Below are 13,164 nucleotides of genomic sequence, written 5' to 3' on the forward strand. Positions count from 1 at the left end.
GAAGGCGCAAGTGATACGAAGCCGGTCGCGGCTTCAGGAAATTGTTTTTCCAGAGTTTATACTCGATATATAGTGGATTAACTTTAAATCAGGACAAGGCGACGAAGCCGCAGACAGTACAGATAGTACGGAACCGATTCACTTGGTGCTTCAGCACCTTAGAGAATCGTTCTCTTTGAGCTAAGGCGAGGCAACGCCGTACTGGTTTAAAGTTAATCCACTATATCATCTTCCGTTTTTTCTGTTGCATGAACAATCGAACGGGACGACTGCCATTAGTAAAAAGGTCGTCTGAAAACTTTCAGACGACCTTTGAGAAAGTTAGGTGTCCAATTCAAACTACGCCTGTTATGTAAATAACACAGTGCTTTCTTGAAATATGAACAATCCTTTCTTTGAGAAAAGCCATCTAAACTAAACCTTCAGATAACCTTAACTCATTCTTTAACTTTTATCTGATAAAATTCTTTCTGGTCCATACTTTCAAACCAACCTACTGCTCCTCTTACATAATAAGATATTTCAATCTTAATATCCTGCTTAGTTATTGGAGTTCCAGAAATATTCAATTTGTTATACCACATATTGGTAGGTGTTACAGTCAACCCCGAATTCGGAGGATCCATTTCCACATTGAAATGATTGGGATAAGCAGCATATTTAGTTCTTAATTCTACGAAATATGGCTTATTAAATTCTGCATCCGGTAATGCCTGAACTTTATGTTTACCGGCAAAACAACCGGATAATGCTATTGCAGCCGAAAAGATAAATACTTTCCTTATCATACTTAAAATATGCTCCATAATTTGCTGATATTTCACAGAATTCTAAAATCGATTGCTCCAAAGCTGGCTTTTAGAAATTTTTCAGACGACCTTTGAGAAAGTTAGGCTTCCAATTCAACCTACGCCTGTTATGTAAACAACGCGGTGTTTTCTTGGAATATGAACAATCCTTTCTTAGAGAAAAGCTATCTAAACTAAACCTTCAGATAACCTTGACTTATTCTTTAACTTTTATCTGATAAAATTTCTTATGATCCTTCTTTCACAATCCCAAAAATCCTCCTGGCCCTCTTATATAATAAGAGATTTCAATCGTAATATCCTGTTTGGTTTGTGGAGTTCCAGAAATATGAACCGTATCATACCACTCGTCGATGGGCTTTACAGTCAACCCCGAATTCAGAGGATTCATTTTTACCTTGAAATAATCAGGATAAGTAGCTTGGTTAGCCACATTAAATTCTATGAAATATGGCTTATTTAATTCTGCATCCGGTAATACCTGAACTTTATGTTTACCGGCAAAACAACCGGATAATGCTATTACAGCCGAAAAGATAAATACTTTCCTTATCATACTTAAAATAAGCTCCATAATTTACTGATATTTCAAAAAATTCTAAAATCGATTGCTCCAAAGCTGGCTTTGGGAAATTTTTCAGACGACCTCTGAGAAAGTTAGGTTTTCAATTCAATCTACGTCTGTTATGTAAACAACACAGTACTTTCTTGAAATATGAACAATCCTTTCTTAGGGGAAAGCTGTCTAAACTAAACTTTCAGATAACCTTAACTTATTCTTTAACTTTTATCTGATAAAATTTCTTCTGAGCCTTACTTTCAAACCATCCTACTTCACCTCTTACATAATAAGATATTTCAATCGTAATATTCTGCTTGGTTATTGGAGTTCCAGAAATATGAACCGTATCATACCACTCATCGGTGGGTTTTACAGTCAACCCTGAATTTAGAGGATCCATTTTCACCCTGAAATTATCGGGATAAGCAGCATATTTAGTTACATTTAATTCTGTGAAATATGGCTTATTTAATTCTGCGTCCGGTAATACCTGAACTTTATGTTTACCGGCAAAACAACCGGATAATGCTATTACAGCCGAAAAGATAAATACTTTCCTTATCATACTTAAAATAAGCTCCATAATTTACTGATATTTCACAAAATTCTAAAATCGATTGCTCCAAAGCTGGCTTTGGGAAATTTTTCAGACGACCTTATGAGAAAGTTAGGTTTTCAATTTACGTTTATTTTCTCTAAGTAAACAGATTTTAAATTTACTATTTCTTTTAACTTGTTGTATTGGTTAATTATCCTGCCCATTCGCGGGCTACATAAAAGACTTTCCCATACTATCCAGTGAACCTTAAAGTTTGGTGTCGTTGCCCCAGCAAAATATTTGGCGAACTTATCAGTTGCACGATACGTTAGTCTTATATCGCGTATTTGTTGATTTCCGCCAATTTTTTCAGAGTGCTGCTGCAAAGATAGGGGGAGATTATCTTGCTGAAGTTACGTTTTCAGACGACCTCCTGAGACCAAACTCAATCCGCCACATCGATACACAAATATTTCAATTCCAAATATTCGTCCGCACCGTATTTGCTGCCTTCGCGTCCCAGCCCGCTGCGTTTCACGCCGCCGAACGGTGCCGCTTCATTGCTGATTAAGCCGGTATTGATGCCGACCATGCCGTATTCCAAAGCTTCGCCGACGCGCCATTGTCGGGCAGCGTCGGAGGTGAAGAGGTAAGCCGCCAAACCGTATTCCGTATCGTTGGCGGCCGCGATGACTTCGGCTTCGGTTTCAAAGCGGAATACGGGGCACAACGGCCCGAAGGTTTCTTCGCGCGCCACCGCCATTTGCGCCGTTACGCCGCTTAAGACGGTCGGTTCGAAAAACGTTCCGCCCAATACGCTGCGTTTGCCACCGGTTAGGCAGACCGCGCCTTTGGAGAGCGCGTCGGCGATGTGTTGCTCGACTTTCTCCACCGCTTTTTCCTCAATCAGCGGCCCTTGGTTCACGCCTTCATCCAAGCCGTTTCCCAATTTGAGCGCGGCTACTTTTTCACTTAATTTGCGGCAAAATTCGTCGTAAATGCCGGATTGAGCGTAAACGCGGTTGGTGCAGACGCAGGTCTGGCCGCTGTTGCGGAACTTGCTGGCCAGCGCGCCTTCGACGGCTTTGTCCAAATCGGCATCGTCAAACACGATAAACGGCGCGTTGCCGCCCAGTTCCAAACTGAGTTTTTTAATGTCCGCCGCGCTGTCGGCAAAAATTTTCGCGCCGACTTCGGTCGAACCGGTGAAGCTGATTTTGCGCACGGTCGGGTTCGTGGCAAATTCATGGCTGATTTCCGAAGCGCTACCACTGACGACGGGAAGCAAATCCTGCGGCACGCCCGCTTCGTAAGCCAGCAAGGCCAGCGCATACGCGCTCAGGGGCGTGAACGACGCGGGCTTGACTATCATCGCGCAGCCCACCGCCAAAGCAGGCGCGGCCTTGCGCGCAATCATCGCGGACGGGAAGTTCCACGGCGTAATCGCAGCGGTAACGCCGACGGGCTGTTTCAACACGACCAGTTTTTGCGACGCTTTCACGCTTGTCAGCACATCGCCGTCAATCCGCCGCGCCTCTTCGGCAAACCAGCGCACAAACGAAGCCGCATAATCAATCTCGCCGCGCGCCTCGGTCAGGCTTTTGCCCTGTTCCATCGTCATGATGCGCGCCAGTTCTTCTTTGTTTTCCTTGATCAAAAAATACCAACGCCACAACACATCGGCGCGTTCCAACGCGGTTTTTGCCGCCCATAATTTTTGTGCAGCCTCCGCCTTTTGAATCAGTAGTTTGAGGTCGTCTGAACGAGTCGTGCGGACAAACGCCAAAGTCTCGCCCGTCGCCGGATTATCGACTTTGATGCTGGCTGGAATCGGAAGAAAAGAAATATCGGGATGGTTTAACAATGATGCAAAAGAGTTCATGCCTGCCCTCGTGTGTATAGATGATGGATGGAGGTCATTATTCTCTTCATAGGGGAAAAGCGCAAACTGATTGGGTAGTTTGAGCCACATGAGAAGAAGAACCAAAAATAGGTAGCTAAAAAGGTCGTCTGAAAATGCCTTATGGGCTTGGTTAGGACTTTCTCATTTGAATTGTGAGAAATTGTTTTAACCGACTGATAAGACATATTCAGGCGACTTTTTTTATTAGACCTCTTGCGAAAATATTCATCCCATCGCATTAACCAGTCCTGCAATCAGATTTACCCTTAACCCGAACCGTTTCCGCCTGTTGCGGTAAGGCAGCGACAAGATTTTGAATATCTTCAGTTTCCTGTTGATGTGCTCGATGACGGTTCTGAGTTTGCCTAACCGCCTGTTCGCCTCTTTATCCTGTTTGTTCAGCGGATGATGTTTGGATTTCTTTTTCGGGGTCTGTAATCCGGTTTTAGCCAATCCTTGATAACCCTTATCCGCAATGACTATTTTGTAGGGATAAAGCTCTGCAAGGTGCCTCTTGGCTAAACGCATGTCATGCTGAGCACCCATCCCCGTCCGGATGCTGATGATTTTTTCAGTTTCTCTGCCGTATATGACCTGGATTTTAACCGTGTGCCGCTTTTTCTTGCCGCTGTAATACTGCCGCTGTTTTTTTGGGACGTTCAATCGGGCTTTCGGTAACGTCAATGATGACCGTTTGATCGCCCGGATTCTTGTGTTTTGGCAGGGAAAAGCGTTTGCAACGGATGAGGGCGTCCTCGGTTTTACGGATGGTGCGGCAGACATTACTTTCAGAAAGGCCGTAGATGGCGGCCAATTCGAGTTGGGTATGGTAATGACGCAGATAGCTCAGGGTAAGCAGCAGTTGGTCTGCCAAGCTGAGCGTATGCGGCCTGCCTGACTTGACCTTCCGGCTTTCTGCTTCTGTGGTGACTTTCAGCATTTCGTGAAAAAGGACGGGCGTTACACCTGTGAGCCGTTTGAATTCCCTGTCGCTTCTTTGGATGAGGTTTTCGTATTTCATTTGGGAATTGTAAATCTTCAGGATACTTTCGCAAAAGGTCTATTTGGATTATTTATATAGAAATTAAATATTTTTATGTTGAAACAATAGAATAGGTTTTAAAAATATTTTAGCTGTTGAATGTGAATATATCGAATAAATGTTTCCATATTATTAAAAGCTTGTTAAAATCATCAAAAATTATACAAATAATAATCAAAATCATTAAACCTATCTTCAATTGATTTGCGGCAAAACCTTCCCGAGGTCGTCTGAAAATTTTCAGACGACGCTGTCTGACATTCCGCCACACAAGGAATCCGTTATGAAGCCAGTCAAAGTCAACACCCTTGCCGCCTGCATCGCAGCCATCGGTTTTTCTCCCATCATTTATGCTGCCGATAATACGCCGACCGTCATTCTCGATACCGTTACCGTCAAAGGCTCGCGCAATAAAGACGAAATCGGTAAAAACCGCGTCTATACCCGCGAAATCGTCAATCTTTACAAAGGCAAAAACGAAGTCGAAACCTTCAAGGGCAACACCGTATCCGACCTTTTAAGCGGTATGTCCGGCGTGTACAGCGGCGACGCGCGCAACAGCGGCGCGTTGGATCCCAATATACGCGGCGTACAGGGGCAGGGACGGATTCCCGTTACCATCGACGGCACTGAGCAGGCGATTACCGTCTGGCGCGGCTACGCAGGCGCAAATAACCGCAACTACGTCGACCCCAACATCATCAGCAGCGTTTCCATCGAAAAAGGCCCCTCGTTCAGCCGCGATATGAAAAGCGGCATAGGCGGCTCCATCGCCCTGAAGACCATCGATGCCGACGATATTGTCCCTGAAGGGCAGAAATACGGCTTTGAAGTGAAGGCGGAAGCTTCCAATAATTCCATCAAACAACGTGCCAATGTCTATGAAAAATCAGTCGATTATCGGACATTGGATGCGCCTGATGCCGCGCTTGGCGGTATTTGGCGGGCGATGTTGGACGATACCGACCGAATCGACCAGCGTTTCAACGGACGCAATAAATTTGGGAAGGATAAAGCCTACCGCATTGCCGCCGCCACCAAGCAGGACAATTTCGATGCCATGCTCGCCTACGCCTACCGCAGTAAAGGCAATTATTTTTCCGGTAAAAAAGGTGCGGAGCGCTACGGTTACATCGGTCCTTGGACGATGGAAACGGTCAATGAATTAAACAGGCGGGTTGCGGATGCCGCTGCAAGAGGCGAAAAATTTTACGGTAGTGAAAATATGTTAGGTTCACCTGACATTGCCAAGATCGGACTTTTTTATCATCCGGGCGGAGAGGTAACCAATACTTCGCTCGAAACCAAATCATGGGTAGGTAAAACCACCTTCCGTCTGCCGAACCATCAGACTCTTAAATTTGGCCTACGCCATACTGATGCGATTTTTGGCGAAATTATGCCTTCCCGCGTTATCGGTCCGATTTATGCCACGCCGGAAAACTTGAATAAGATTGCAGAATGGCCGAGGGCATGGGTCAAGCAGCGTTCCTACAATATCGATTATGCGTGGAAGCCCGAGGGCAGCCGCTGGATAGATTTGAACGCATCATTGTGGACAACCCGTACCAAATCCAAAACCAATACAGCAGGCGGTTCACCCGGCGATGCCCTGTATGAAGACAGGGTAGATAATCTGTCTTCATGGAAAACCGCTATGAATCGATGGCATACCTATGACGAAGAAACCAAGAGAATAATTGAAGAAGCAGGTTACACAAAAAAACCGGATGTTGTCGAACAGCTTCCGAATACAAACGGACGCTTCAATACCATAGAGGGCAATGCCTACTATGCCAACAATACCCGTAACGGTTTCAATTTTTCCAACCGTATGAAATTGCACGATAAGCTGACGCTGACCTTAATGGGTGATTTCCAAAATGAAAAATTGAGATCCCGTAATGAGTTTGCCGAAGAGTTGCGTAATGAGGGAAGGGACAAATACCCCGAAGAAGTGGAAGAAGGCAAGATCCGAGCCAATTATGAGTTGACCAATTTCGGAGAACCGCGCAACGGTAGGCGTAGGGAATGGAATTTCGGTTTCAATTTCCGGTATCAGCCGCTGAACTGGCTGACACTGACGGCAGGTGCGCGCTATACCAACTTCAAAATACAAGATCACAGTGAGCGTTTGAAAACGGGAATAGACAGTTGGGGGCAGCCTTTGATGATGAATCGTGGGATGGCTTACAAGCTGACACGTGTGGCTACCGAGCAGGAATATCGTGATTATCTGAATGCGATTAACAATGACGAATTCAATGACAGTATCGAAATAGATGAAAGAGGGGTGGCAATATTAAATCCCACCGCCCATGATGATGTAAACAGACCAAAGCTGGACAAGCTGGAATACTATTGGCTTAAGGACGATAAAGGACGTTTGAATCCGAGTACAAATCCGATTTTCTCTACACCTAGTTTGGTTACACCTGTGGTCAACCCCGCATACGATCCAAATAACCCTGACAGTCCCCGTATGGTGTTGCCATATAAAGTGCTTGCAAGAGACAGGGATAATTATCTGACTCCGATTACACCTGCGGAGTTGCAGCGCGCCCGAAAACAGGGCGGTAGCGGGTGGGCTCCAGCTTTTTCCGCGACCGTCAATTTTACCGATTATGCCCGCGCCTATCTGCGCTATACCGAAACCCTGCGCTTTCCCAGCATTTTTGAGGGGACATACGGCTTCTCGACAGCGGCAGGCTCATTCGCCCGTTACGGCTACGGCTGGAAGCCCGAACACGCAAAAAACTGGGAGATCGGCTATATTCATGATTTGACAGGGTTGTTTCCGAAAATGAAAAGTGCGGATTTCCGCATCAACTACTTCCACAACAAAACAAAAAACGTCATCGACCGCGACTACAATCTCGAGTTTGAGCAGTTCGACAAATTATTGAGGACAGGCGTGGAATTGCAGACGCGTTTCGATACTGGAAAATTTTTTGGCGGATTGGGCGTGCTGAGGACATTGAAAAACTGGATGTGTGATGATTCTTATGCATACAGGGATATTGATGTTGTATCAAGATATCTTCAAGAAGGAAAATTAATCAAACATCCAACCTGTAATCATGGCAGCATCACTGGCGGTTATCTTGCTACGGCGATTCAACCCCGCTGGTCTATCGATGCAGATCTGGGCGGGCGATTCTTTCGCAACAAACTGGAAAGCGGCGTCCGTTTCCATTTCCACAGTAGGGTTTATCAAAACCGCAGGGCGATTTTTCAGGCATATTACGACCAAGCAGGTAATGGAAAACAGGCAGACCCCGACTATATGAGATGGCAGCCTGTCGCTACATGGGATGCCTATCTGCGCTACAAAATCGGCAAGAACCTAACCGCCGAACTGGTTGGAACGAATTTGGGCAATCGCTATTATCTTGATCCAATCAATCCTACCCATATGCCCGCGCCGGGTAGGACAATCAGGATAGGGATTACGGGTAAGTTCTAATATAAAAAGAAACTATTATCATTACGAATATTTGTGGTATAATAGTTTTGCCTGAAAAAGAAATCTTTCATATAGCTTATTTAGTGATTATTTCTTAGGTGAATTTTTAATTATTTGACAAAGGATTTCAAAATGAAAATGAATTCATTTGCAATTGCTATCTTTGCATTGTCTTCTGTTTCTGTTGCGTATGCTGCTAATCCGGCAAGTGGTAAAACTGTTGCGAATAATGCGGCAAATGTACGTCATCTGGAAACAACAGTAGAAAATTCGGGTAAATATGTCGGTAAGGCTGCTATCAATATTGTCGATAATACCCTTAAGGATACAGCGAAGAAGGAATATGCGAACAATAAACCAGTATCATTTGAACAGGTTAATGCAGTTCGTAACAATCGGTTAGTGAAGTTATTTTATTCTTCGATTGCTTCTAAGGATAGAAATGGCGTAACAGTGGCAAACCTACACCGTATGAGTGGCGGTATATGGGAACGCATTCCTATGCCTGATCACTCCCATTTAGGCCGCCTGTCTTACGCACAAGTCGGCAATTTAGATGTCTATTTCGGTGATTGGTCTAATGTTGCACCTGGTGCGGCTGTCGGTACCAAAGGTACGAATTACACCGCCTTCTACAGCGGCACGGGTCGAACCACCAATCTGCCGACTACGGGTACTGCCACTTATACGGTTAAGGGTATCAACCAATATCATACGCAAAATACAGCCCTCTTAAACGGTACGCTGAAAGCCGATTTCGGTAAACGGACGCTGAACGGCGAAATGAAACGTACGGGTCTGACAGTTGCTGTTAACAATGCCGCCATCAATACGGCTCAGGCTTCATTTAAAGGTAAAGCTACGGCAAACAAAGTGGCCGGTACGGCCCACGGTCATTTCTTCGGCAACCAAGGCGCGGCGATTGCTGGTGTGGCTGATTTTGGCCGAAACCATGCCTATAACACTGCCTTTGGCGGTACGAAAACCGGTAAATAATGAATCATAATGCGATAAGGCGGACGGTTTTTGTCGTTCACCATTCCGTCCGCCTATAAAACACAAATCATCCGACACACAATGCACATCGTACAGGGCCGTTCGGAAATATCGGGCTTCGCAATGCGTTTAAGCCGGTATTTTCCGAACGGCCCGTGAGTTTGAAGGCGTGCTGTTTCGATGGGCTTGAGAAACTCATTTTTCAGACGACCCGGCTGGGGCTTCCATGCAAATAAACAATGCTCTTGCCCGGTAAAGATGAAATATAAGTTTTTCTTTGAAAAGGTCGTCTGAAAAACAAAGCCGTCCGACACACAGGAAAGAATTTTATGAAACGCCTTTTGCTCCTTCCTTTTTTTATCAGCCTGCTGCCCTACGCGTTTGCCGACGACAGGGAAGACCGCTTCATGCAGCTCAAACAGGGGACGGAACTCCGCCGCGCGCAGCAGGAAAGGAACGAAGCGGACAATACGGCGATTGAGTTCGGCGCGGGGAAAATGCAGGACGGCGAAGATTTGGCGTTGTCGCTGATGAAGGCGATCAATGCGCAAAACGAAGAGGAAACGGCGCGGCTGTTGGACATTTACCGCAGTCAGGATGATTACGACCCCGATATAGTGCTGTTTGCCGAGGCCAATCAGGCGGTGTTCCGCGACGATTTGAAGACCGCGCTGGCGAAATACCGCGAGCTTTACCGCAAGAATCCCGAATTTCTGCGCGGCCGCCTGGATTTGGCGCGGCTGCTGTTTATAGACAAACAAAACAAAGAATCGGCGGCATTGTTCGACGGCATCGATATTCCCGAAGTACCCGCCGTCAATGAGAAAATCAAAGTGTTTGCCGACGCTTTGAAGAAACGCGATGCGTGGAGCGGCTCGGTTTCGTTCGGCACGGGTTACGATACCAACTTAAACCAGTCGTCGGGCGCGACGGTCGTCCGCAATCAGACAAGCTGCGGTTTCGATTCGAACGGGCAACCGATTCTGGACGATGCCGGAATGCTGTCCTGCCGCAACGAACAGCTTGACGCCTACGCGCCCGATGCGTTGAAAAACCGGATGTGGGTATATGAAGCCAACTTGAGCAGACGCATTTCGCTCAACGGCCACCACGGCCTGCAACTGGGCGGCTACGCATGGGGCCGGCTCTATCCCGGCAACAAGGAATACGGCGAACACAATATCAACGTCAGCCCCGCTTACAGTTTTCAGAGCAAAGACCATTCCTTCAGTATCGGCCCGCAGGTGCAATACGAATGGTCGGGCGGCAAACTGCGCGACAGTAGCGCCGGCATCAGCACGGCATACAGCCGCACCTTTTCCGACCAAGCCTCGCTGGGCGTGCAGCTCGACCACAAATACGACCGCTACCGCGGCGAATTAAAACATTTCAACGGCCCGCAAACGCTTCTGTTCACCACCGCCATCTACGCCCTGCCGAAAGACTGGCTGGTATTCGGCGGCTACGACTACCTGCGCAAAAACAGCCGTGAAAAAGTGGATTCCTACCGCCGGCATGGCCTGCGCGCGGGCGTCAACAAACGTTTCGAATCCGGCATCGACGCCACCTTTCAGGCAATCTGGCGCAAAACAGCCTATCAGGACTACCATGCCTGGCTGGAAACCCGCCGCCATGATTTCGAACGCACCTATCAGTTGGACATCAAATTTGACCGTCCGTCCTTCCACGGCATCACGCCCGTTTTCAGTATCAAACACACCGACAACAAAAGCTCGTCCTGGCTGAACCGCTACAAACGCAACGAATTTACCGTCAAAGCAGAATACAGGTTTTAAGCCCTCGAGGTCGTCTGAAAACGAATTTTCAGACGACCTCGAAGGTTTATGTTGTATAAGCTGTCAGCTAAGGAGTCGGTTTTGTAAGAGTGCTATTTTTATCCTGAATACACGTTATAATACGAACCTTATTCCCAAACCTATTCGAGATTCTGTTTTCAGACGACCTTTAAGATAAAAGGTCGTCTGAAAACGTTTGTCCCGTCCATACGCATCCGCCGAACTATGATTCCATCCGATTTCATTGACGAGCTTCTGGCCAAAGTCGATATTGTCGATATTATCGACGAGCAGGTTCCGCTGAAGAAGGGCGGGGCGAACTATATGGCTTGTTGTCCGTTCCACAAGGAAAAGACACCGTCGTTTTCGGTCAGTCCGACCAAGCAGTTTTATCATTGTTTCAGTTGCGGGGCGCATGGTTCGGCGATTGGTTTTGTGATGGAGCATCAGGGGTTGTCGTTTCCGGAGGCAGTGCAGTTTCTTGCCGACCGCGTGGGCATGGTCGTGCCTAAAGTGCGCGGGCAGAACGATAATCCTGAAGTCCGTGCCGAACGTAAGAAAAAGCAGCAGACGCTGGAGGAAACGACGGCAGCGGCGGCGGATTTTTATGCGCAACAGTTGAAATTCAATCCGGCGGCGAAGGCTTATTTGGACAAGCGCGGTTTGAGTGCGGAAGTCATCGCGCACTATGGTTTGGGCTACGCGCCCGACGGCTGGCAGCCTTTGGCGCAAGTGTTCCAACCGTACCCGAATACCGCGTTGGTGGATACGGGTATGGTGATTGACAATGAGGGGCGGCATTATGACCGATTCCGTCATCGGATTATGTTCCCCATCCGCAATCCGCGCGGGCAGGTAATCGGTTTCGGCGGCAGGGTGTTGGACGACTCGAAGCCGAAATATTTGAATTCGCCTGATACGCCTTTGTTTGACAAGGGGAAAAACCTTTACGGATTGTATGAAGGACGTGCTGCGGTCAAGGAAGCAGGGCGGATTTTGGTGGTCGAAGGCTATATGGACGTGGTCGCGCTGGCGCAGTTCGGCGTGGGCTACGGCGTGGCGGCTTTGGGCACGGCGACGACGGCGGAACACGTCAAAATCCTGATGCGACAGGCGGACAGTATTTATTTCTGTTTCGACGGTGACAGCGCGGGGCGAAAAGCGGCTTGGCGTGCGCTGGAAAATGCGTTGCCGCAGTTGAAAGACGACAAATCGCTGCATTTTTTATTCTTACCCGAAGAACACGACCCCGACAGCTACATCCGCGCTTACGGCAAAGCGCAATTTGAAGATGCGCTGTTGAATCAAAGCAAGCCTTTGTCGGAATATTTCTGGGAACATCTTTCAGACGACCTCAATCTCAATACGCAGGAAGGTAAGGCGGAATTGGTGAAAACCAGTTCGCCGCTTTTGGCACAAATTACCGCGCCGGCATTGGCTTATTTGTTGAAACAACGACTTAGCGAGCTGGTTGGTATTGATCCCGACAATCTCGCCCAACTGCTGGGGCAGGAAGCACCGAAGCGGCACGTCAAACAAAAAAGCTACAAACTGCCTCCGATTTCCGTCAAACAACCCGTCATGCTGACGCTGGTGCAACGGCAAATCCGCAGCCTCTTGATAAATCCGGATTGGGCTGCATATATAGACCTGCCCGATTATTTGGCGTTGGACGGCGATTTCGCCTGCCTTGCCAATCTCGCCGAAACCATTAAAAGCCATGCCGCCGTGCCTGCTACAGCGCAGGTTTTAGAGTATATGCGCGGTTCTCCTTACGAAGAAACCGTGAACCAAATCTTCCAATCGACACTCTATTCTGAAGAAATGGAAGGCGGAGGCGAAGAAGACCGCGAAAACTTCCAAATCGGCATGAAGAAACTCCTTAACGAGTTAAAATACCAACAAATCGAAACCCTCAAGCAGAAAAGCCTGCAATCGGGTTTGAATGAAAATGAAAAAAAACTCTTGCTGTCGCTTTTGACCGCAAAGCAAAATTGAACGAACGGCAATCCCTGCCGAATCCAGCAACCTTCAGGCCGTCAGAAAAGCATT

At 47.2% G+C, this 13,164-nt stretch carries 9 protein-coding genes; 4 read left to right on the forward strand and 5 right to left on the reverse strand.

What is annotated here, in order from left to right; genetic code table 11:
• Positions 1 to 437: 437 nt before the first annotated feature.
• The 5 genes from ACMYUL_RS11235 to ACMYUL_RS11255 form a co-directional block, all read right to left on the reverse strand.
• Complete coding sequence (locus ACMYUL_RS11235; RefSeq protein WP_415770584.1) at positions 438 to 824, reverse strand: hypothetical protein; 387 nt, start codon at positions 822 to 824, stop codon at positions 438 to 440.
• A 226-nt stretch (positions 825 to 1,050) separates the two neighbouring features.
• A complete protein-coding gene (locus ACMYUL_RS11240) occupies positions 1,051 to 1,383 on the reverse strand; it encodes a hypothetical protein (RefSeq protein WP_415770586.1) in 333 nt (110 codons plus the stop codon).
• Positions 1,384 to 1,582: 199 nt separating this feature from the next.
• A complete protein-coding gene (locus tag ACMYUL_RS11245; RefSeq protein WP_036529395.1) occupies positions 1,583 to 1,954 on the reverse strand; it encodes a hypothetical protein in 372 nt (123 codons plus the stop codon).
• Between the two features lie 400 nt (positions 1,955 to 2,354).
• The gene (locus ACMYUL_RS11250) at positions 2,355 to 3,791 is read right to left on the reverse strand and encodes an NAD-dependent succinate-semialdehyde dehydrogenase (RefSeq protein WP_415770588.1); all 1,437 of its coding nucleotides are present in this window, start codon (positions 3,789 to 3,791) and stop codon (positions 2,355 to 2,357) included.
• A 246-nt stretch (positions 3,792 to 4,037) separates the two neighbouring features.
• A protein-coding gene (locus ACMYUL_RS11255) for an IS5 family transposase (RefSeq protein ID WP_415769999.1) occupies positions 4,038 to 4,833 on the reverse strand; the annotation gives its coding sequence in 2 pieces (ribosomal slippage) (positions 4,038 to 4,466 and positions 4,468 to 4,833; 795 coding nt in all).
• A 304-nt stretch (positions 4,834 to 5,137) separates the two neighbouring features.
• Between ACMYUL_RS11255 and ACMYUL_RS11260 the strand changes: the two genes are divergently transcribed.
• The 4 genes from ACMYUL_RS11260 (at position 5,138) to dnaG (ending at position 13,110) form a co-directional block, all read left to right on the forward strand.
• Entirely contained in the window at positions 5,138 to 8,320 is a 3,183-nt protein-coding gene (locus ACMYUL_RS11260; protein WP_415770590.1) for a TonB-dependent receptor domain-containing protein, read from the forward strand.
• Between the two features lie 132 nt (positions 8,321 to 8,452).
• Positions 8,453 to 9,316, forward strand: a complete 864-nt coding sequence (locus ACMYUL_RS11265) for a Slam-dependent surface lipoprotein (RefSeq protein ID WP_415770592.1) — start codon at positions 8,453 to 8,455, stop codon at positions 9,314 to 9,316.
• A 329-nt stretch (positions 9,317 to 9,645) separates the two neighbouring features.
• Positions 9,646 to 11,112, forward strand: a complete 1,467-nt coding sequence (locus ACMYUL_RS11270; RefSeq protein ID WP_415770594.1) for a surface lipoprotein assembly modifier — start codon at positions 9,646 to 9,648, stop codon at positions 11,110 to 11,112.
• A gap of 225 nt (positions 11,113 to 11,337) precedes the next feature.
• Complete coding sequence (dnaG, locus tag ACMYUL_RS11275; RefSeq protein ID WP_049229715.1) at positions 11,338 to 13,110, forward strand: DNA primase; 1,773 nt, start codon at positions 11,338 to 11,340, stop codon at positions 13,108 to 13,110.
• Positions 13,111 to 13,164: the final 54 nt, after the last annotated feature.

Source organism: Neisseria sp. CP9 (assembly GCF_047758525.1).
Lineage (GTDB): Bacteria > Pseudomonadota > Gammaproteobacteria > Burkholderiales > Neisseriaceae > Neisseria.